General features: G+C 58.9%; 16 protein-coding genes. 4 read left to right on the top strand and 12 right to left on the bottom strand.

Translation table 11 applies throughout. The annotated features are described in order from the left end of the window. Nucleotides 1-44: 44 nt before the first annotated feature. Entirely contained in the window at nucleotides 45-4,592 is a 4,548-nt protein-coding gene (locus HMPREF2129_RS07480; RefSeq protein ID WP_034664954.1) for a hypothetical protein, read from the bottom strand. Continuing rightward, complete coding sequence (locus HMPREF2129_RS07475; protein ID WP_034664952.1) at nucleotides 4,585-5,481, bottom strand: DUF4132 domain-containing protein; 897 nt, start codon at nucleotides 5,479-5,481, stop codon at nucleotides 4,585-4,587. The genes HMPREF2129_RS07480 and HMPREF2129_RS07475 overlap by 8 nt, the downstream gene beginning before the upstream one ends. A 128-nt stretch (nucleotides 5,482-5,609) precedes the next feature. Between HMPREF2129_RS07475 and HMPREF2129_RS07470 the strand changes: the two genes are divergently transcribed. Continuing rightward, a complete protein-coding gene (locus HMPREF2129_RS07470; protein WP_034664950.1) occupies nucleotides 5,610-6,155 on the top strand; it encodes a hypothetical protein in 546 nt (181 codons plus the stop codon). 98 nt (nucleotides 6,156-6,253) lie between these two features. On the opposite strand, the gene HMPREF2129_RS07465 is transcribed toward HMPREF2129_RS07470, so the two are convergent. After that, nucleotides 6,254-8,473 (bottom strand): NADP-dependent isocitrate dehydrogenase, encoded by a 2,220-nt coding sequence (locus tag HMPREF2129_RS07465; protein ID WP_034664948.1) that lies wholly within the window; start codon nucleotides 8,471-8,473, stop codon nucleotides 6,254-6,256. A 141-nt stretch (nucleotides 8,474-8,614) separates the two neighbouring features. Between HMPREF2129_RS07465 and HMPREF2129_RS07460 the strand changes: the two genes are divergently transcribed. After that, the gene (locus HMPREF2129_RS07460; RefSeq protein WP_034664947.1) at nucleotides 8,615-9,520 is read left to right on the top strand and encodes an exodeoxyribonuclease III; all 906 of its coding nucleotides are present in this window, start codon (nucleotides 8,615-8,617) and stop codon (nucleotides 9,518-9,520) included. Here HMPREF2129_RS07460 and HMPREF2129_RS07455 read toward each other — a convergent pair. The 3 genes from HMPREF2129_RS07455 to HMPREF2129_RS07450 all read right to left on the bottom strand — a co-directional run bounded on the left by HMPREF2129_RS07455 (nucleotide 9,517) and on the right by HMPREF2129_RS07450 (nucleotide 10,806). After that, nucleotides 9,517-9,921, bottom strand: coding sequence for a type II toxin-antitoxin system VapC family toxin (locus HMPREF2129_RS07455; protein ID WP_052092985.1), 405 nt, complete (start codon nucleotides 9,919-9,921; stop codon nucleotides 9,517-9,519). The two genes, HMPREF2129_RS07460 and HMPREF2129_RS07455, sit on opposite strands and share 4 nt — an antisense overlap. Before the next feature lie 4 nt (nucleotides 9,922-9,925). Continuing rightward, nucleotides 9,926-10,216 (bottom strand): type II toxin-antitoxin system Phd/YefM family antitoxin, encoded by a 291-nt coding sequence (locus HMPREF2129_RS11350; RefSeq protein WP_084576667.1) that lies wholly within the window; start codon nucleotides 10,214-10,216, stop codon nucleotides 9,926-9,928. 107 nt (nucleotides 10,217-10,323) lie between these two features. Next, the gene (locus tag HMPREF2129_RS07450; RefSeq protein ID WP_034664945.1) at nucleotides 10,324-10,806 is read right to left on the bottom strand and encodes a CAP domain-containing protein; all 483 of its coding nucleotides are present in this window, start codon (nucleotides 10,804-10,806) and stop codon (nucleotides 10,324-10,326) included. Between the two features lie 204 nt (nucleotides 10,807-11,010). On the opposite strand from HMPREF2129_RS07450, the gene bioB reads away from it, so the two are divergent. Both bioB and bsaP read left to right on the top strand, forming a co-directional pair. Continuing rightward, nucleotides 11,011-12,093 carry a biotin synthase BioB gene (gene bioB, locus HMPREF2129_RS07445; RefSeq protein ID WP_052092983.1) on the top strand — a complete coding sequence of 361 codons (1,083 nt, stop codon included), beginning with the start codon at nucleotides 11,011-11,013 and terminating at the stop codon, nucleotides 12,091-12,093. A gap of 14 nt (nucleotides 12,094-12,107) precedes the next feature. After that, nucleotides 12,108-12,311, top strand: coding sequence for a biotin synthase auxiliary protein BsaP (gene bsaP / locus HMPREF2129_RS07440; RefSeq protein WP_034664944.1), 204 nt, complete (start codon nucleotides 12,108-12,110; stop codon nucleotides 12,309-12,311). A 30-nt stretch (nucleotides 12,312-12,341) separates the two neighbouring features. On the opposite strand, the gene HMPREF2129_RS07435 is transcribed toward bsaP, so the two are convergent. The 6 genes from HMPREF2129_RS07435 to HMPREF2129_RS07410 form a co-directional block, all read right to left on the bottom strand. Further along, entirely contained in the window at nucleotides 12,342-13,037 is a 696-nt protein-coding gene (locus tag HMPREF2129_RS07435; protein ID WP_034664942.1) for a hypothetical protein, read from the bottom strand. After that, nucleotides 13,034-13,792, bottom strand: coding sequence for an ATP-binding cassette domain-containing protein (locus HMPREF2129_RS10660; protein WP_052092981.1), 759 nt, complete (start codon nucleotides 13,790-13,792; stop codon nucleotides 13,034-13,036). Before HMPREF2129_RS10660 ends, HMPREF2129_RS07435 begins: the two co-directional genes overlap by 4 nt. Beyond that, nucleotides 13,789-14,142 (bottom strand): GntR family transcriptional regulator, encoded by a 354-nt coding sequence (locus HMPREF2129_RS07425; protein WP_052092979.1) that lies wholly within the window; start codon nucleotides 14,140-14,142, stop codon nucleotides 13,789-13,791. Before HMPREF2129_RS07425 ends, HMPREF2129_RS10660 begins: the two co-directional genes overlap by 4 nt. A 97-nt stretch (nucleotides 14,143-14,239) precedes the next feature. Further along, nucleotides 14,240-16,027 carry an acetyl/propionyl/methylcrotonyl-CoA carboxylase subunit alpha gene (locus HMPREF2129_RS07420; RefSeq protein ID WP_034664939.1) on the bottom strand — a complete coding sequence of 596 codons (1,788 nt, stop codon included), beginning with the start codon at nucleotides 16,025-16,027 and terminating at the stop codon, nucleotides 14,240-14,242. Nucleotides 16,028-16,042: 15 nt separating this feature from the next. Then, nucleotides 16,043-16,222, bottom strand: a complete 180-nt coding sequence (locus HMPREF2129_RS07415; RefSeq protein WP_034664938.1) for a hypothetical protein — start codon at nucleotides 16,220-16,222, stop codon at nucleotides 16,043-16,045. Between the two features lie 11 nt (nucleotides 16,223-16,233). Then, a partial coding sequence (locus tag HMPREF2129_RS07410; protein ID WP_034664936.1) for a beta-ketoacyl synthase N-terminal-like domain-containing protein occupies nucleotides 16,234-20,115 on the bottom strand: 3,882 nt, incomplete at its 5' end.

The following is a 20,115-nucleotide window of genomic DNA, read 5'->3' as shown; positions in this document are numbered from 1 at the left end:
CCGTGTGACCCCGCCGTGTTCGAGTCTGGTTGCATTCGCTATGGTCATCGGCGTTTCCTCCGTGTGGTTTCCAGTTCCGAAAACTGCGGAGCATCCTCCCCTTGTGAGCGTTCCCAACACTCAGCGAACCACTCCGGTGCTGGCAGCGGTGCCACGGCAACTCTCAGCGCTGGTTCGTACTTGCTGCCACTAGCATTCGGATGGAAGGCCAAAGATTCCACCTTCCAGCTCTCCAACGGCAGATGTGGTGGAACGGCTTCAGCCCAACCACCCTGGAGGAAGAAACTGCGCCTGGAGCGTGGTCGTTTCGCTTCAACAACGAAGTTCAGTGCAACGAGTTCCTGGGCAGCCGCGACAATATCTGCCTTCTGCCAGCTATTCCACCGGCGCACATGCGCATCGGTGGGATCGGGCCACGCCAACAATTGCAGGTAGTACCGTGCCGCATTCTCGCTCACACCCAGCGTCGAGCTGACCTTAGCCACGAGCTGTGGCACCACAGCGAGCGGATCATGCGGATCGCCTCCATCGTATTTTTCACGCAGCCACTGCGCATACGAAGAAAGCTTCCCGGATAGCACCACGTCTTCAGCTGTCAGCGTCGCTTCATCGCCACCGTGTTCATCACTCCAACGGTGTGCAAACTGACGGTCTGGATCTTCCGGATCAGTGATGCCCGTCAGATCCACGTATAAAGAATTGGGGAAGATCCAAGTGCTCTCCTTGATACGGAACCGCCCATGCCGGAGATCTTTATCGCTGGGGAAGCCCAGGCTGTGCCGCAATACGGTGATGTCCGGGATAGTGCCAAGATAAACATCATCCAGGCCGCCAGGGGATCGGACCAATTCATCGGCATAATCCGCTAGGCCGGTACGTAACTCGTCGGACAAGTCCAGCTCGTGGGCTAGCCAGAGGATTGCTGTGACTACGTCTACCACGTCTTCCTCATCGCGTGTGCCCGCCAGAACAGACTCCACTGTCGCGCTCGAGAGATGCTTCGGCAAACGATCAAAGCACTCTGGGCGGTCCGCACCCAGAGCAGATTTCTTACCTGGCCAACGAGCAGCCATGGCGTGAATATCAAGACCATGTTCCACCAGCGCCGCGGGGTCCTCGGGGACACCGGCGGCAAGCACACCCAGGAAGTCCTCCTGGAATGTGTTGAGCCTCTCCCGAGCTTCCGCAGCCTCCTTCACCTTGAGGCCCATCGTTGTACGCAGCTCCTTGGGCATGAAGTTGACAATGTCCGCGTTGAAATTGGGGAATCCGGCCATGACCAGGTGCGCATCCGTCACGGGCATTCCAGCAGCTTCGGCGAACGCGACTCCCGGCTCAGGCGACCATGGTGCCGGCCCGTTGTCTTTCACACGCTCGAGCAAAGCATCAAAAAACGGTTCCAGATCCGTGCGACCAGGGGAAAACTCATGCCGGTTCAGCAGAGTGCATTTCTTCCCATCCAGGACAACAGGCTCGTCGGTGGCTCTGCGCAGAAGCGACAAGGGCTTACTGTAATAGTCGCTGATGAGCAGGGATGAAGGGTAGCTGAATTGGTAGTCCACCATGAAACCTTCAGGCGGTTGAATCGTATCCACAACAAGATCAGCAGCACTCACTACACCAGCTTCACGCAGGACGAGCCACAGCTCTTTCAATCCTTGGATTTCCTCGGCCGTGCGGCCTGGAATAGCTGCGAGAGCAAGGAGCCCGTCTGTAGCGCCGAGCAGTTCAGACCAGGTGTGCCTGCGGCTCGAACTAGAACCCGCCTTAGGCAGAGAGTGTTCGTGGAGGCCCAGTTTCGCTGCATCGCACCAAATTGCCTCAACCTCGACCTGATACCAAAAACTGCGCAGGAGCGAGGAAAGGGGTTGGTGGTGCCGCTCAAACGTTGGAGCGTCTAGCAAGGTGCCAGACGAACCCCCAGCATCGGGTTGCGGCCATGATTCCAGCAGGTTGTGAGCATGTCGTACAACGGCTGAGCACAACGCTAGGGCATTGAAGCCAAGCTGTTTGGAGATCTTTTCATATAGTTCACCTCGCCGCTTGTCGTCCCCAGCCACATCCGCGTTATCGGCGACGTACTCAAGTGTTGGGCGCACGTCATCCGCTGTGATCGTGCGCATCCGCGCGCTGAGCTCAGGGTCGCGGGGATGCGTATGGTGCCACCACAGGTCCGTGTCGAAAAACGTTCCATGAAAATCCGTTGCCACCCCGTCCTCCGGGTGGAGGATGGCGTTACCCCAATGCGTGCGAAGGAGAATTCGTGGCTGTCCATCAGGTAAACGGATGACACCGGATGCTAACCACGCGTATTCGCTTGTGATGGAAAATTCAGTGCCATCTGCATCAACGATGAGCACAAAATCGGGGTCATCGGGACGGGAGAACACTGCATGTCTGTGGTATCCGTCCGCCGTGGAGAAAGGCGAATCAGCGGTCACATCGGTGACAGGGCGTAGCTGTGAACGAGTTGGTTCAAAGACGAGATCGGGGTGGCGGCGGGACTGCTCGTCAAACCAATCCGGCATGGATTGACGGCCTCTGGCACCGGTTTCCGGATCGATTTCAACGGTTGTCTTGTCGCTCTGCACCATCCAGATGCGGTCTTCTTCCACGAAGAACTGGTTGTTCCAGCGGGTCCAGGTGGGTTGGTCAGGACGAAGAACCGTGTTCACGCCAACAAGACGACCACCTGGGACAGGAACAGAGCCACCTGGGAGACCTCCCGACAGGGCAGCTATTTTAGTCAGGATCCGCGTGCCCGAAGCAGACCAGTTAATCCACTCCTCGCCGGCGTAGGGATCCCAGTTCAGGATTGCAAACTGGCCGTCAACCTCGGTGATTCCGTTGATGGGGTTACCAGTCCAGTTAGAAATGTCCTGATTGGTGTGGCCATACAGGTATGTCGCTTCTTGCTTGTTGTAGACCACCACTCCTGGCCAGCAGTCTTGAGAGTAGACACGCTCGTATGAACCGGGTTGTTCCTTGCTTGCGTGAGCCTCCTCAAATTCAGGCCACCACAACTCTTCGAGTAAGCCCCGGCGCAGAGTTTCCGCCAGAACTTCAGCGGGATTCTTGTGATAGGCCCGCACACGGTCCAATAAGGCTTGAACTTCTTCATCGTCGGCTTCTTCGAACCCGCGGACATAGTTGGTCACAGCAATCAACCGGTCCACCGTTGGTGCGGCGGATTCAAGGAGCTCGACCTTTTCAGTGAGAAGCTCAATCACCAAAGGCTGAAGATACGGGTCCGTCGCCACAGCCGACAGAACTTCCGGGATTTCCAGTTCCTTCTCAATGCCGTTGATGAGATACTGCCGGTACTGTTCATCAGCCACGAGGTGTGGCAGCGGAGCTCGGTTTTCACTTCTTGCCCAATACAGCACATTGATAGATGGTTTGTAATTCCCTCTGTCCGGGTCCACCCTCACACCGTGGGCCGCAAGCTGTTCAAATGCTTCAGGTGGCATGTCCGTGAGCGGTTTCCATGGCAATTCCATCGATGTGCAGCCCGCATGCGGAAGAATCTCCGCGAACAATGGTGCCAGTTTCGTGCTCGGCTTCGAGGTGCCCGAATCGCACTGTACAGCGAGGTTCAAGATGTGGGGAACAAACTCGGGGCAGGCGCCCTGCTTGACTGATTCGAGGGCACCAGTTTTCTGAAGCAGATCAATCCACTCATCAGGATCCGCGTTGCTCGGTGTCAGTGTCAACAGAAGATCACGCACGTCCGCAGACTCTGTTGCGGCCTTACGGATAGCGGGGTAGTAGTTCTTCCAAAAACGGGCGCCTGCGCCCTCGATCGAACTGATACGCAACAGCTCGGGGATGAAGCGGGCTTCTTCCTCCGCAGGCTTCAGCCCGGCAGCCTTTGCCAGCTTTGCCAGGTCTTTCTTCATGCCGGAATAGGGAGGCAATCCGCCACGGACGCATTCGATGCACAGGTTGCGGAATGTCTCAAAGGCTTCGGGTGGTTCAAGCCGTTCGGACAAACTGTTCGCCTCAGCGGCGAGCTCCTTACCGCTGATTGCCCCAGCGTAGGCAAATTCTAAGAAGACGTCGCGGTGCCGTGTTTCGTCGATAGGCACTGTGTAACGGCGCTCAATCTCGCGCGCACGTGTGAACATTTGCGCGGCGTAGGCGTCATTGCCTCCTTTAATGTAGGCGCGTGCGGCCTCTTCCAGGAAAGTAGGTAAAAAGTGTGGAGCGCTGTCTTCCAGCTTGTCTGCGAGCGCGAGAATTTCTGTTTTGGCCGCCCCTGGTTTTGACTTGGCGCGGCGGGTTGCGCGCTCCAGATCCGCAACAAGGTTCAGCGCATGCTGGGCATTCTTCGGGTCAGTGAGGATCGGCCATGCTGGGAACCCGGTTCCACGGCGCTGAACGTGGCCGACGGGAGTGCTGCCCTCGAATTCAATTTCGGATACTGCAAGAGCAAGGCGCTCTGCCTCAAGGAGCTGTTCTGGAATCAGTCTGACAATGGTGCGACCAGGCAACGCAGCATGCGTGAACGTTGCCGCAGAGAGCGGGAACGTCGCATCATTTGCTTCCAGCGTGATGCCACCATGTTCAGTACGAATGCGGTTATTACTCATTTTCTTCCACCGTTCTACCAGCATGAATGTGAGTGGCCATGCGCACTCCTTCGCTATATGCCACGGGCCCAACTTCCCGCACCGGAGCGGTCTCACCGTCAACGCGCCATGACAGTCCACCCGTCCAGATGTCGATTTCGGGGTTGTCTCCGGCCCCAATCCAATACTGGGCCTCCACCAGATGCCCGTCCTCATAGATGTAGGTCACCGCGTAGCCACCTTGAATGTTGTAGCCAGCTGATTGGGCCCTACCGACGGCAAAGCGACCCTGCTCGAACCGTGCACCTGCCCATGTGTCCAATACAGTTACAGACTCATCCGGAAGCGGAACGGGCAGTCCATACACGGCGCGCTGTAGCTGATCAAAACGCTGTTGGATACCCAAATCCGCGGCGAACTCCCGAAGATCCTCCAGATCCTCAATCAACGCGGGGTGAGGGATGAGGATCTCATCGGACACGATCGTTTGCGTTTCCCCGTCTAGGTCGACGACACCGAAGCTGATCTGGCCATCAGTGGTGTTCACGTCACGCAAGAAGCCCGCTGCCCCCGCATCACTGGTTCCGCTTTTATCAACGGGCTGGATGATCAGATCCCGCAGCCAGGATTGCCAAGTTTCATCTGGCCACACTGCCGCAATGACAGTAGCGGGAACGGGCAGCGAGCGCAGCAGCCACTTTTCCACTGTTGCACCGCACTCCGCATCGTGGGCCTGCAGCCAGGTCAGCAGATTGTCAAGATTAAGAAAGGTATCAGTTTTCTTCACTGCTGCCGGTACAGACTTCAAAATCTTTCCTTTGGCGTTTCTGGCTTGGATTTTATTGTCTGTAATGGTCAGGGCGTATCCGTTGGGTGCTTCAATCCATGTTGAATCTGCTGATGCGGTCATGCGTGTCAACTTACCTGATTCTCAGATAGGGAGTATAGATAAGTGGAAGCGTTCCCAGTGCCCAAGAAGGGCACTCATGGTGGGTGGTACTTTCGGAGAGAAAACGCGTCCACCACGAAGGAGAACCGATGTCCACCCCGATTCGTTTGATCTCACACGAAGGGACCCACTTCCAAGCACCTTTCGGCGATGGCACTGTGCGTTTTGGCGATACTGTCGAGCAGGTGCGTGCGGTACTCGGGCAGCCTGAGGGCGGTTCGACTGACACCACGCTTTACTTCAACGCCGCGTGCATTCAGGTGCACCTTGGCCGGGGCGGGGTGGAGTTCATGGAATTTGCCACCAACCCGAAGAAGGACGGCGTTGACGTTGAGTGGGAAGGGCATACCCTGTCGCGTATGAACGCTATCGAATGCGCGGAGGTGCTCATGGCATCCAACGATGGTGCCAGGATCAATGAAGAGGAGGCTCCGTCGAGCTATGTCTTTGAGAAGTTAGGTCTCACCGTGTGGCAACCGTATGCCTTTCAGGATGCAATGCGCGACATGAGGGCAGCGGAGGCGACTGGGGATGAGGACGAGCTTGAGTACCTCAAGGAAGAGGTCGACATGGCTGAGTTCTTTGATTCGGTGGGTATCGGATCGCAGGAGTACATGAAAGGTTATTTCAAGTAGTCCGGCGGTAAGTAGCGGGGCTAAGTAGCAAAGGGTGAGCCCGCCCGGCCAAACTGCCGAGCGGGCACACCCTAATCGCTTAACTCACGTAAACGGAGCTAGTTGTCCTCAGTCCGGTCGATGATCCGGTTGAAGGTCTCCGACGGACGCATGACCTTGGTGGTCTTCTCATCGTCCGGCCAGTAGTAGCCACCGAGATCGGCAGGGGACCCCTGAACGGCGAGGAGTTCCTCGTTGATCTGGGCTTCGTTGTCGGCGAGGTCCTTGGCAATCGCGGTGAAGCCTGCGGCGAGCTCTGCATCCTCGTCCTGCTTGGCCAGTTCGTCGGCCCAGTAGGCGGCGATGTAGTAGTGGGAGCCACGGTCATCGATCTCGCCGGCCTTACGGGATGGGGAGCGACCCTCATCCAGGTAGCGTTCGATGGCGCGATCCAGGGTGCGGCCGAGGATGCCAGCGCGGGCATTGCCGTGCTTGTCTTCCTCGTGGAAGAAGGATTCAGTCAGCGCGAGGTACTCACCCAAGGAGTCCCAGCGCAGGTGGTTTTCTTCCTGTACCTGCTGGACGTGCTTCGGTGCGGAACCACCAGCACCCGTCTCAAACAGGCCACCACCGGCCATGAGCGGGACGACGGACAACATCTTGGCGGAGGTGCCCAGCTCAAGGATGGGGAACAGGTCAGTGTTGTAGTCACGCAGCACGTTACCAGTGACGGAGATGGTGTCCTCGCCACGGCGGATGCGGTCAACGGTGATCTTGGTGGCCTCCTCCGGCGACGCGAAGGAGATGTCGGTGCCAGTGGTATCCAGGTTGGCTAGCTGTGCTTCGGCTAGCTTCTGAATGTTGGCATCGTGCCCACGTGCTGGGTCGAGCCAGAACACAGCCTTCATGCCGGACTTGTGCGCACGGTCAACAGCGAGCTTGACCCAGTCCTCGATAGCGTCACCGCGGGTGAGGCAGGAACGCCAGATGTCACCAGCTTCAACCTCGTGGGACAGTAGGACGTCGCCGGTGGAGGAGATGACTTGCATGGTGCCTGCGAAAGGCATCTTGAAGGTCTTGTTGTGGGAGCCGTACTCTTCAGCCTTGCGGGCCATGAGGCCAACGTTGGGGGAGGTGCCCATGGTGGCGGGGTCGTAGGCGCCGTTCTCGCGGCAGTCGTCGATGACCACCTGGTACACGCCGGCGTAGGAGGAGTCCGGGATGACGGCCAGGGTGTCCTGTGGCTTGTCGTCCGCGTTCCACATCTGGCCGGAGTTGCGGATCATGGCCGGCATGGAAGCGTCCACGATGACATCAGACGGCACGTGCAGGTTGGTGATGCCCTTGTGGGAATTCACCTGCGCCAGGTCCGGACCTTGCGCCATTGCCTTATCAAAGGCGGCGCGGATCTCTTCACCGTTGTCCAGCTCGGACAGGCCGGAGTAGATGGCACCCAGGCCGGATTCGCCGTCGAGGCCAGCAGCCATGAGTTGCTCACCGTACTGGTCGTACACGTCCTTGAAGAAGGCGCGGACAACGTGGCCGAACATGATCGGGTCAGAGACCTTCATCATGGTGGCCTTGAGGTGAATGGAGTAGAGGATGCCCTCGTCCTTGGCGCGCTGGACGGTACCCAGCAGGAAGGCATCGAGCGCACGGGCAGACATGAAGGTCGCGTCCACGACGTCGCCCTTATCCACCTTCATGTCATCGCGGAAGACCTTCTCCTGGCCATCAGTGCCGGTGAGCTTCAGGGTCAACGTGTCATCGTGGTCGAGGATGACGGACTTCTCGTTGTGGCGGAAGTCATTGGCATCCATCGTGGCCACGTTCGTTTTGGAATCCTTGGACCATGCGCCCATGGAGTGCGGGTTCTTGCGGGCGAAGTTCTTCACGGAGCGAGGTGCGCGACGGTCAGAGTTGCCCTGGCGCAGGACCGGGTTGACGGCGGAGCCCTTCACCGCGTCGTAGCGGTTGAGGATGTCACGCTCCTCATCCGTCTGCGGGTTCACCGGGTAGTCCGGAATGGCAAAACCAGCGTCCTGCAGCTCCTTGATGGCGTTCTTCAGCTGCACAAGGGAAGCGGAGATGTTCGGCAGCTTGACGATGTTGGCTTCAGGCGTTTTGGACAGCTCACCCAACAATGCCAAATAGTCCGGAACTTGCTGGTCTTCCTCCAGGTAGTCCGGGAATTGCGCGAGGATGCGGCCGGCTAGGGAAATGTCGTACGTGTCTACGTCTACGCCTGCGTTCGACGCGAAAGCCTCCACGATGGGCTTCAGTGAGTACGTTGCCAGCAGTGGTGCCTCGTCCGTCTTCGTCCAAATGATTTTGGCCATGGGTCACCTCTACAAAATTTTGGTTATCTTCTTTTTTGTTTTCGACCGACAAGCGTACCTCTTTGCCGGTGAGCGTGCCCATCGCGCCCTCGAGGTTGGGCAATCGTCCGCGTTGACGCGGGACAGGTAGGGTGATCGGGCATGAGCCTCACCATCGCATCAGTCAACGTTAACGGGATCCGCGCGGCCACGAAGGTGCGCAATGAGAACAACTTGGGCATGTTGGAGTGGCTGAAGAACACTCCAGCGGATGTTGTGCTTATGCAGGAAGTTCGCGCCACGGAGGAGCAGACTCAGGCCGCGCTCGCACCGGCGCTCGAAGCCGGGTGGCACCTCTATGTCGCACCAGCTGCCGCAAAAGGTCGCGCCGGGGTGGGTATCCTTTCGCGCACACCGCTTATCGACGTCGCCGTGGGCATCCCCCACTTCGAAGATTCCGGTCGCTTCATTTCTGGGCGTCTGGAGTGCGGGACGACGGTGGCGTCGCTGTACTTGCCGTCGGGAAGCACTGGCACTGAGAAGCAGGATGAGAAGTGGCGTTTCCTTGACGTGTTTGAGCCGCTGCTGGCGCGGTGGGCGGAAACGCACAAGGACATGGTGATTGGCGGTGACTGGAATATTTGCCACCGCCGCGAGGACTTGAAGAATTGGAAGACGAATACGAAGTCCTCCGGTTTCTTACCTGGAGAGCGCGCCTTCATGGACGCTGTCTTCGGTGCTTTCCCGGATGATGAAGCCCAGGATATCGACGCAAAGGATGAGGCTGGTTTCTTCGGGGCCGTCGAGTACGAAAGCGACTTACGCCGTGTGGCATGTGCGGAGCCGAAGTGGTTCGATGTTGCCCGCCGCCTCCACCCCGAGGACGCGCCGTACACCTGGTGGACCTACCGTGGCCAGGCGTTCAACAACAACGCCGGTTGGCGCATTGACTATCAGGCGGCCACCGCGAACATGCTTGAGCGGGCCCAGCGCACCTGGGTGGAAAAAGCAGCGACGGTGGAGGAGCGTTGGTCCGACCACTCGCCGCTGCTGGTTGAGTACCGCTAGGATTCTCTAGCGCGACCTGGTGAAAGTGCCGGGAGGCCTGCTTCTTCCGCGGCATCCGCCATCCGGTGGTCGTATGTCACCATCGTTGTGCACCCACCAAGAAGGGCAGCGGCGATGTGGATAGCGTCAAGGGAGCGAAGGTGTGTGCCTGGCAGCATTCCAGCGACTCGGAAAATGCTCCTGTCGATCTCGAAGATGGACATTGACTCAATAACATCCTCGATGATGTGCGGCTGTACCTCTGGAAGAAAACGACAAGCGCGACGCAGCTCAGTTTCGAGGAGAGTGCTTGAGAAAAGTGCCGGTGACTCCGCCAAGATCGCTTCATCGAGGGCATCGGATTCTTTCTCCTGCGCGATAAGCTTCATCACCGCAGAAGTATCGAGGTACCACAGCTTCACGCTGTCACAACCTTTCCTCGCGGACAGTATCCAGAATCTCCTTTGTACTGATGGGGAGTTGGATTCGATTCTCGGCGCCGAGTCTTAGTGGCCGTGAGGCAGGCGTGTAGGCCAACCGTGGAGAGTGGACATTTTTAAGGCCGGTCAACCGAGCGACGGGGCGGCCGCGGTTGGTGATGATGAATTCCGCGCCTTTTTCCACTTCGCGCAAAATCTTACTGCTTTCATTGCGGAGCTCACGCTGGGGAATATGGCGCGGTTCGTGAGGGGAGGACGGTACTGGCGCGGCGGACATGCTACAAGCGTAGCAACCTGCGAGCGGGGTGGAAAAAGCAGCGACGGTGGAGGAGCGTTGGTCCGACCACTCGCCGCTGCTGGTTGAGTACCGCTAGTTACTCGCTGCTATTCGGCACGCAGGACAACCTTGTAGCCCGAGCCACCCTTGGCGTCTTTGCCGTAGGCGATCCCAAGGCCTGCGCGTGTGGTGTTGCTCAACATGTTGGTGTTGTGGCCTGCTGATTTCTTCCAGTTGTTCACAGCATTATTCGGGGTGCTGGAAGAGTAGTGAATGTTTTCAATGCCACGCTTGATGTCATCATGCTCAAATTTGCCCGACTTGGCGAGGTGCTCGCTCCATTCTTGGGCACTTTGGGTCAGCGCTTCGTCGCGGGTCCAAGGGGCCAGCCCGTTTTTCGCGCGGTGATCGTTGATCTGGTCGAAGAGCTTCTCTTTGGTCTCCTCGATGTTGTTTGGCGTGCTTGTAAATGATGTGGGGGGCTGCTCTACATCGCCTTTGGTCAGTCCGCCTGCCAAGGCGAGGATGAGGCTGATCAGGATGGAAAAGAATCCGAAGAACTTTTGTGGGTCCAAATCGGGCAGCTGCATGAGGTGGTGGGCCTTTCCGTATCTATCCGACCCCAGGATGAGGGAGCGGTATTAATGCCTTAAGTAGATATAGGATAAACCTGAAAATAGATTAAGTCAGGTCAGTACGCCTATTTGGTTAGAAAATGGGGACCGAACGGGGGGACCGGGCACTAGTGGGCCGCTTCTTGAACACTGTTCAAGTGGCCGTCTAGACTGCTTTCTATGGCCAAAATAAACTCATCCCAGACGGGGAATAGCGATATCCTCACCATCGCGCGCGAGAAATGTCTCAAGTGTGGTGAGGGCCTGAATCAAGAAGAAATTCTAGAGATCTTGAAGATTGAGGATGACCGCCTCCAGGAGTTGCTCGATCTCGCCCACCAGGTGCGCATCAAGCATTGCGGTGTGGATGTTTCCCTGGAAGGGATCGTTTCTTTGAAGACGGGCGGTTGTCCTGAGGATTGCAGCTTTTGTTCACAGTCCGGTCTTTTTGAATCCCCCGTGCGTTCCGTCACGCTGAATATTGCGGAGTTGGTGGAAGCTGCCAAACAGTCAGAGAAGATGGGGGCGAGTGAGTTCTGCATCGTTGCCGCGGTGAAGGGGCCGACGGATGCGTTGCTCAATCAAGTGGCTGAAGCAATAACGGCCATCAGGGAGGAAGTGGATATTTCCATTTCGGCTTCCCTCGGCATTCTCACCCGTGAACAGGCACACCGGCTCGCCCAGATGGGGGTCATGCGCTACAACCACAATTTTGAAACTGCCAAATCCTTCTTCCCCAATGTGGTTACTACTCACACATGGCAGGAACGTAAGAACACTCTTGAACATGTGCTTGCAGAAGGGATGGAGACATGTTGCGGCGGAATCATCGGCTTGGGGGAGACCTTGGAGCAGCGTGCGGAGTTCGCTGCGCAGCTGGCTGAGGTTCAGCCGCATGAGGTTCCGATGAACTTCTTGGACCCGCGGCCAGGGACCCCTTTCGCAGACCGTCCGCTTGTCCCGCAGGGCGAGGCGTTGCGTGCGGTGGCAGCTTTCCGTTTGGCCATGCCATCAACGCAAATCCGTTTCGCGGGCGGGACCGAGCTTGCGCTGGGGGATGATGGAACTGAACAAGGCCTTCTCGGCGGGGCCAACGCCATCATCGGAGGTAACTACTTGACTACCCTTGGGCGCCCCATGGAGAAGGACCGCGATGCGGTGGATCGGGTCATGGATTCACACCTGAATCTGTCCATTACTCCGGTGGGGCAGAAACAGAACTCTGGGCACGGTCCGCTCTATGACACCTTGAAGTCCCTCTAAGTGAAGCTGCTGCCATGAAGAACCTGGAGATGGGAGAACTGGCCATGGCGGTCTTGTCTGGGGAGATCGTGTGGCCACTCAATTCGGCGCGCCCCTACGATGCTCCACGCATCTGTCCGGTGTGTGGGCGCCGCATGGTGGTGAAGATCAGTCCGATGGCGTGGGAGGCGACGTGCTCGCGCCACGGGGTGCTGCGCTCCGAGTGGTTGGAGCGCTAACCGCCTTCCGTTCCGGTTGTTTGTTGTGGGCTATTTGATGAATCGTGGGGTGCGGGCAATTGTCACAGCGGCGGTTATGGCGACCACAAGCGCGCCGATGCCAACCGTGATCCACACAATGCTCGATCGTGGGATTGGGGCACCCACGGCAAACGCGTAGCCCCAGTACATCTGCGCGTATGCAAAGCCAAGGAATAGCCCAGCGATGGCGATTCCGATGACAAGCAGACCCCACCTGTTAGCAGCGCCTTCGGATACACCGATGGCGATTCCGATGAGGGCGGCGAGGAACAGGAAGGTGAAGGTCACTCCGAATGTGGCGAGGATTGTCCACGTGTCCTGGCCAGCAGCCGTCACATAATCATCGTTAGCCCGGTTCATGGGTTGGCTGTTGGTGACAAGGAATACGTCGTAGAACTTGTAGTAGGGATTGGCGTACTGGTTTGCAATCGATGAAGCAGACGTGGCAGCTGCAAGAATGCCTGTGGCGGTGAGTGCAACTTTCAAAGCTGATGTGAACCACCGGCTAAAACTCATTCCCAATTGGTTGAGGGCCGACCATTTGGATGCGATGTAGGCGAAGAGTGCCATAAGGGCGATGCCGCCGCAGATGGTCCAGAGTTCGCCGTCGCCGGTGTAGTACCGGCCGAAGGGCATTGCGATCAATAAAACAAAGAACGCAGTGAGGTACGTGGCTGGTGTGGTTGGACTCAAGAAAGGTTTCATCGCTTCACATCTCCCTGGGTTGTTTGGTCTGTTTCTTCGGGCTCGACGTGGATAGGTGTTGTGGCTAGGAGGTCGAACAGTTCCGCGTCGGTGGGGTAGTTCACGGGCAAGTGGGTTGTTGCTGCGGCGGCCGGGTCGGTGAATGTGGCCCGGGCAGTGGGGCCAAGCGTCGCCGTTTCGGCAACGGGGTACTGGGTTGTCAGGCCCTCAATCTCGGCGGTTGGTCCGGTGATGGTGGGGAAGTGCGTGCGGACACTTTCCAGTGGAAGCCCGGAGGAGTGGACCTCCCGGTCAAACACCTGGATTACATGCGTGGCTAATCCGGCGAAGTCCTCGGCGCGGTGCGAAGCCATGATGATGGTGCGCTCGGGGTCCTCCGCAATGTAATCAATGAGTTGCTGGCGCACCTGCTTGCGTGTGGTGGCGTCGATGCCGTCAAAAGGTTCGTCGAGAAGCAAAAGTGGCTCTTGTGCTGCTAGCGCGATCCGGATGGTGAGGAGGCGGCGCTGACCGACGGAAAGATCCTTGATGCGCGCATCAGGCATATCGACGGGAGCGAGTGGCTTTGCCGCGTTGGCTGCGCGTAGCTGCCGAGCGACGGTATCGCCAGCGAACTTAGCGTCCGCACCGGCGGGCACGAATGCGGCACCCGGCCCCATCAATGAACGAAGCAGGTGGGTCTTGCCCGCGGCGTTCGGGCCGATGAGCGCGTAAAAGCCGGACTGCGGAGGGGGCTGTGGGTGTGGATGCTTCATTTGGTGCGCTCCTTTTCAATCATGGCGGTCAGTTCCGCTGTGGAAAGGCCAAGCTGGTCAGCCTCGTGGACGAAAGGTTGGACAAATCGCTCTTGGAAAGCTGCGCGCCGGGAGCTGAGTAGCTGTTGGCGTGCGGATTTAAGAACGAACATGCCGAGCCCCCGGCGTTTCTCCACCAGACCCTCATTGAAAATCTCTGTGAGAGCTTTCGCGGAGGTGGTCGGGTTGACGGAGTGGTAGGCAGAGAGCTCGTTTGTTGACGGGACGCGGTCTCCGGGGGCGAGTGCGCCCGAGGAGATCATGTCGCGGAGTTCATCCGCGATCTCTTGGTATATGGGTTTACCACTCATGTGGGTAACCATATAGCTAAAAGGCCCGGCGCGTCAACCGTTATAAGTGCCGCGCCAGGTCAGAGGCCGAGGCATGGGCCTAGTAGGGGTGAAGATGCTAGTCCTCGGACACGATATCCAGGAGTGCTGCCCCCTTGTCCACGTTTTCACCGGGCTTGACCGCTAGGTTTTTCACGGTGCCGCTCTTGTGAGCCTTGACGGGGTTTTCCATCTTCATGGCCTCCAGAATCAGAAGTGCGTCACCTACTTCAACGCGTGCGCCTTCGGTGACAATCACCTTCACCACCGTGCCTTGCATCGGTGCTGTGAGGGTATCTGCACTGGCAGTACCCTTTGAGCCCTTAGCGGAATTGGAGCCAGAGCGCGAACGACGTTTGCGTCGCCGCTGCGCCACAGCCCCCAGAAGCAGTGGCTCCGGAAGCGTGATTTCAATGGAGCGCCCGTTGACACCAACAGAAACGGTACGGCGTTTGCTGTCCTCATCGCCCGCATCAGCCTCGTTCCCCTCATACGGTGCAACGTCCGGGTCCCATTCCTCTTCAATCCAGCGGGTGTACACGGTGAAGTGGTTGTTGGGGGCGGTAAAGGCGGCGTCGTCAAGCATGCGCTGATGAAACGGGATGACCGTGGGCACACCTTCGATCTTGAATTCTGCTAACGCGCGTTTTGCGCGTGCGATGGCCTGCTCGCGGGTTTCACCGCGCACGATGAGCTTGGCCAACATGGAATCGAACTGACCACCCAAGACCGAGCCTTCGCGGATACCGGAATCCACGCGCACGCCGGGCCCGCCGGGCTCCTCGTAGCGGGTCACAGTGCCGGGAGCCGGCATGAAATTGCTACCGGCGTCCTCGGCGTTGATGCGAAACTCCAGCGCGTGACCGGTGGGCGCCAGATCATGCTCAAAGCGTAATGGGCGGCCGGCAGCGATATGGAATTGCTCAATGACCAGATCAATGCCCGTTGTTTCCTCCGTCACTGGGTGCTCAACCTGGAGGCGAGTATTGACCTCCAAGAACGAGATCAGGCCATCCGCGCCGACCAGGTATTCCACTGTGCCCACACCGACATACCCAGCCTTTTTCGCAATCGCCTTCGCAGAGTCGTGGATGCGGTCACGCTGCTCTTGGGTCAAAAACGGTGCGGGTGCTTCCTCAATGAGCTTTTGGAACCGGCGCTGCAAAGAACAATCGCGCGTACCGCCCACAATCACGTTTCCGTGTGCATCCGCAATCACCTGCGCTTCGACATGGCGGGCGCGGTCAAGGTAGCGCTCCACAAAACACTCGCCGCGGCCGAACGCCGCCTGAGCCTCACGTGTTGCAGATTCGTAGAGCTCACGGACCTCCCCACGAGTTCGAGCTACCTTCATGCCGCGCCCACCACCGCCAAAGGCGGCCTTAATGGCCACAGGTAAACCGTGCTCATCCGCGAAGGCAACCACATCATCGGCGCCAGCAACCGGTTCCTTTGTCCCCGGAGCCAATGGCGCGTTCACGGCTTCTGCCAGTGCGCGGGCCGTGACCTTATCGCCGAGTGCCTCAATTGCCTCCGGTGGTGGCCCAATCCAAGTGAGGCCCTCCTCGATCACGCGCCGGGCAAACTCAGCATTCTCACTTAAGAAGCCGTAGCCAGGGTGGACCGCGTCCGCGCCTGAATCCTTGCAAGCTTGAATCACCTTATCTATATCCAGGTAGCTCTGCGCGGAGGTGGTTCCGCCGATAGCCACGGCCTCATCTGCCATGGCGGTAAACGGTTCGCCCTTATCCGAATCCGCATAAATGGCCACGCTGGAAAGCCCAACGTCACGTGCTGCGCGAATGATACGAACTGCGATCTCACCGCGGTTAGCAATCAGCACTTTGTGAAACGGAAAGTCATGCATGAATGTGCTCCTTGCTTAGTAGTACGTGACGTTGCCGAAGGTGGGGGAGGAATCAAACGGCTGTACAAAGCCATCCTCAACCACGCCTGCGCCTGCATTTAGATGCCACGTTTGCGCCTCAGCGATCACGGCGCTCAGTGCCGCGAGCTCATCGTGGGAAAGTGAAGCGTCATTGGTATGAAACAACGGTGTCATGGTGACTCTCCTTAAACCGTGGGGTAGTTGCCGTCTGCGGTGAGACGAGCCTCGGGGTTGAGAAGCAGGGCGATCTCATCGTCATGGTCGTGTGCACCTGCGAAGCGCCGGTTTTCCACCGGGGCGAACAGCTCGGCGCGCCCGATCATGCCGGCTTCGAGGCGGCCAGCACCATCAACAAGGCGCTCCGTGGCTTGGGCGCGCCACGCATCCGCATCCATGCCCGCGCGCACCAGCGCAGCTTCGAACACTCCTGGGTGGCCCAGTACCAACAGTGCGCCGACGTGGCCGAAGCCCAGGGAAGTCAGGGCCACCGCCTTCACATTGCCCGCACCCAGATCAAGCGGGGAACGCAGCCACACCAAGTTTTTCGCCTTCGGTGCGATGAGCGGATCAACACAGTCCAGCGACGCATTGGGCGGCAGCTGGCCCGAGGCCAACACATCAATCAGGCCACCAATCTGGAACAGGGCAGCACCTGCCTTTGCGTGTCCGGTCAACGTCTTTTGGGAGATGACGTACATCGGCGCGTTCTCATCGCGGCCGATCGCCGGCCACAGCAGCGAGTGCAGCTCCGACTCATTCGGGTCGTTCGCATTCGTGGAGGTGTCGTGCTTGGACAGCACCGAGACGTCATTAGGCGAAAGCCCAAGCTGCGCCAGATTGCGGGCCAAGCGCGAGGACGTACCGCCACACGCCGCTGCCAGCACACCAATGCCTGGCGCGGGGATGGAGGTGTGCGCACCATCGCCGAAGCTGGAGGCATACGCCACCACGGCGTGCACCGGCAAGCCCAGCTCTGCCGCGAGTGAACCGCGTGCCAGCAGCAAGGTGCCGCCGCCTTCCGCCTCCAGGAATCCGCCGCGGCGCCGGTCGTTGGCGCGGGAGATGAAGCGATCATCAATGCCTTGGGCTGTCATCTTGGCTGTTTCTGCCGTGGCGTTCATGTCACCGAAGCCCTGGAGGGACTCCACCTGCACATCATCAATACCACCGGCGATGACAAAGTCCGCCTTGCCCAGCGCGATCTTGTCCACGGCCTCTTCCACACTCACCGCTGCCGTCGCACATGCGCCAACCGGGTGAATCATGGAACCATAGCCACCCACCAAAGACTGCATGGTGTGCGCCGCCACCACGTTCGGCAGAGCTTCTTGCAGGATGTCGCTTTGGCGCTCCTCCCCGATGAAGCGGGAGACGAAGACCTTGTGCAGCGATTCCATGCCACCGATACCGGTGCCTTGGGTGGTGGCCACCAAGGAGGGGTGCACTGCCTGCATGAGCTCGCCTGGTGTGAACCCCGAAGTAATAAAGGCATCGACAGCGGTGACAAGATTCCATGCGGCGATCCGGTCCATGCCGTCCACCATCTGGGCCGGAATGCCCCACTTGGTGGGGTCGAAGTCATCCGGAATTTGGCCGGCTACCGTTCGCGTGAGCGTTGCCTTCTTCGGCACAAACGCACGTGCACCAGCCAGACGTGTCACGGTCCACTCGCCATCGGACTGGCGGACCACCGTTTTGTCCGGATCTGCGGTTTCGTGGTCGCGCGCTTCTTCCTCCGAGGTCACAGTGAACGTGATGTCGCGGTCCAGGTAGACCTGCTCCACATCCACGGAGCCTTGGTCTGTGAGGAAGTATTTATCCGTCAGTGTGCGGATACCGCAGCGTGCCACGACCTCAGCCCGGAAGCGGTCGAAGATGTCTTCCTCCGCAATCTCCGTACCGTCCGCGTCGTACCAGCCCGGGTTCGGATCTTCAGACCACGTGATTAACCCCATCATCCAGGCCAGTTCCAGCACGCCAGCAGCAGTCAGATCCACATCGCCTGAGCGCTCAATGCCATATTCAGCCTCCTTGCGGGTACGGCCGGAGCCCCAGCTGGACACCTCGCCCACACCGACAATGACCACCATGTCTTCGAGGGAGCACTGCACATCCGCGACTTGCGCCGGCGAGGGTTGCTGCGGGGATGCCACATTCGGCAAAGCGCGCACAGTAGCGCCTTCTTCGCTTATCGACGCCCCCTGTGCCGCCCCATCACGCCCCGACCGTGCCAGCTCCGCAATGGAAATTCCAGCATCAGCGAGCCCGCCCGTGAGATCAAGATCAAGCGGGGCGTGCTTTGCCTGCTCACGGGATTCGAGGGTGGCCAGCCCCATGAGCTGCGAGGAGATTTCCTCCGGGCTCCACACGTGAATACCGGCTTCTTCCGCAGCTGGGATAAGCCCGTCGTTTCCTCCCATGAGGTGCGTGCCCGCGACCCAGCCAATGCGTGCTTGGGCTAAGGTCACGCCGTCTGGCCACCCGGCCTCAGCGGACCACTTGTTCACAATCGCATCGAATGCAGCCTTGACCTCGCCGTAGGCACCATCACCACCGAAGGTGCCGCGGTTCGGTGAACCCGGCAACACAACATGAGTGCGCGTTGCGGGGTAGTGGTCACCGCGCTGCGCCAAATCCGACAGACCAGCGATGGTGCGCTCCACCGACCACAGCAGCAAACGTGCTTGCGTTTCCGCATTACCGCCGACATCGGCCAAGGAGCCGGATACTGCCGGTGCTGCGAAGGGGAACGCCAGAGTCGGTGTCATGGCAGGTTTGATGATCTTCACATCCTTGCCCACCGTCTCCTTTTGCTCCGAACCAATCCAGGCGATCAACGCATCAATATCGCGGTAGGAGGACAGATTGGCTGGCACCAGCCACAGGCTGGCACTCACGGAGGCGTGCTCGGCATAAAGAGTGCGAGCAAATTCCTTGCGGGACTGGCTCACGTTGGACGCAGTCATGATCACCGTTGCACCACCAGCGAGCAGCTTCTCCACGAGTGCCGTAGCAATAGATCCCGGTGCTGCACCTGTCACCAGCGCAATGTCGCGTGCATACGGTTCGTCTGCCTGAGACTGCGCAGCGGAGGCGATGTCACGCAACAGTTCCGCGCGTTGTGCGCCAGTGTTTTCCGCATACCACTGCGCTTGCTGCGCAATCGTGTCACCGGTGCCTGCAAAACGTGCCGGTTCAAGGTCAGACTGACCAAGGGCGACGCGCGCGAGGTCTTCACGGGCTTGTGCCCAACGGTCATCGAACAACACCGCCTTGCGCTCGTCGAAAACCGGGGTGACCTGCTTGACCCAGCCGGAACCAAGTTCTGCCTCGATTGTCTCCACGATGGTTGTGTCAGGAGCGAGGACTTCGGCCGTCTCTTCTTCCACACCCAGCTTGTTCAACAGTGTGCGGGCTGTGGCCACGAGAGTGTCGGTGACCTCTTCCTTGTACGCATCCAGTGCCGCAGAATCCACCACGCCACCGCCCGACGCATTCGCCTGCGATGCTTGGGACACTGCAACACCATGCCGCGCAGCAACATTCTGCACGGCTTGGTCAATCATCGCGCTGACCTCTGCCTTGGTCGCTGCCGCTGGCAGGGTGGCAAGGGAACCACCGCGGACAGAATCCTCCGCACGGCTGCCCAACAAGATCTCAGCCTCCACGTGTGGAGTCCACGAGGCCGGGAGCCCCCACGCGGAGCCAAGATGATCCTCAACAAAGGCTAGTTTCAGGCCGGCTCCGCCAAGCAATTGGCGCAGGCGCGTGCCCACGGCCTCTGACAGCACCGTGCCAAACGGGCTATATCCCGGTGCTGCGGTATTAACACGTTGGTGCAGGGTTGCCACATCAGCTTCGGCCGCGCCATCAATAGCCGGTACACCAAGTTCCGCGGACATATCCATCAGCAGCTGGTTACGGCGCGACGACACGCCACCGGTCAACTCTTCGATCGTGTCAGAATCATTGATCTGCTCCGGGCGGATCTTGTTCTGTAGTGCAAAGAGCACTTCGATTGCGTCTGCCGCGTGGAAAGCTAGCTCCTCGGCGGGGCCCGCAGGGGC

It is taken from the genome of Corynebacterium tuscaniense DNF00037 (assembly GCF_000759055.1).
In the GTDB taxonomy this organism is placed as follows: Bacteria; Actinomycetota; Actinomycetes; order Mycobacteriales; family Mycobacteriaceae; genus Corynebacterium; species Corynebacterium tuscaniense.
This window is presented reverse-complemented; position numbering and strand designations above follow the sequence as displayed.

What these genes read in the sequence shown, in the direction of transcription:
- HMPREF2129_RS07480 (WP_034664954.1), bottom strand. Translation starts at nt 4,592, where the DNA reads ATGAGTAATAACCGCATTCGTACTGAACATGGTGGCATCACGCTGGAA.
- HMPREF2129_RS07475 (WP_034664952.1), bottom strand. Translation starts at nt 5,481, where the DNA reads ATGACCGCATCAGCAGATTCAACATGGATTGAAGCACCCAACGGATAC.
- HMPREF2129_RS07470 (WP_034664950.1), top strand. Translation starts at nt 5,610, where the DNA reads ATGTCCACCCCGATTCGTTTGATCTCACACGAAGGGACCCACTTCCAA.
- HMPREF2129_RS07465 (WP_034664948.1), bottom strand. Translation starts at nt 8,473, where the DNA reads ATGGCCAAAATCATTTGGACGAAGACGGACGAGGCACCACTGCTGGCA.
- HMPREF2129_RS07460 (WP_034664947.1), top strand. Translation starts at nt 8,615, where the DNA reads ATGAGCCTCACCATCGCATCAGTCAACGTTAACGGGATCCGCGCGGCC.
- HMPREF2129_RS11350 (WP_084576667.1), bottom strand. Translation starts at nt 10,216, where the DNA reads ATGTCCGCCGCGCCAGTACCGTCCTCCCCTCACGAACCGCGCCATATT.
- HMPREF2129_RS07450 (WP_034664945.1), bottom strand. Translation starts at nt 10,806, where the DNA reads ATGCAGCTGCCCGATTTGGACCCACAAAAGTTCTTCGGATTCTTTTCC.
- bioB (WP_052092983.1), top strand. Translation starts at nt 11,011, where the DNA reads ATGGCCAAAATAAACTCATCCCAGACGGGGAATAGCGATATCCTCACC.
- bsaP (WP_034664944.1), top strand. Translation starts at nt 12,108, where the DNA reads ATGAAGAACCTGGAGATGGGAGAACTGGCCATGGCGGTCTTGTCTGGG.
- HMPREF2129_RS07435 (WP_034664942.1), bottom strand. Translation starts at nt 13,037, where the DNA reads ATGAAACCTTTCTTGAGTCCAACCACACCAGCCACGTACCTCACTGCG.
- HMPREF2129_RS10660 (WP_052092981.1), bottom strand. Translation starts at nt 13,792, where the DNA reads ATGAAGCATCCACACCCACAGCCCCCTCCGCAGTCCGGCTTTTACGCG.
- HMPREF2129_RS07425 (WP_052092979.1), bottom strand. Translation starts at nt 14,142, where the DNA reads ATGAGTGGTAAACCCATATACCAAGAGATCGCGGATGAACTCCGCGAC.
- HMPREF2129_RS07420 (WP_034664939.1), bottom strand. Translation starts at nt 16,027, where the DNA reads ATGCATGACTTTCCGTTTCACAAAGTGCTGATTGCTAACCGCGGTGAG.
- HMPREF2129_RS07415 (WP_034664938.1), bottom strand. Translation starts at nt 16,222, where the DNA reads ATGACACCGTTGTTTCATACCAATGACGCTTCACTTTCCCACGATGAG.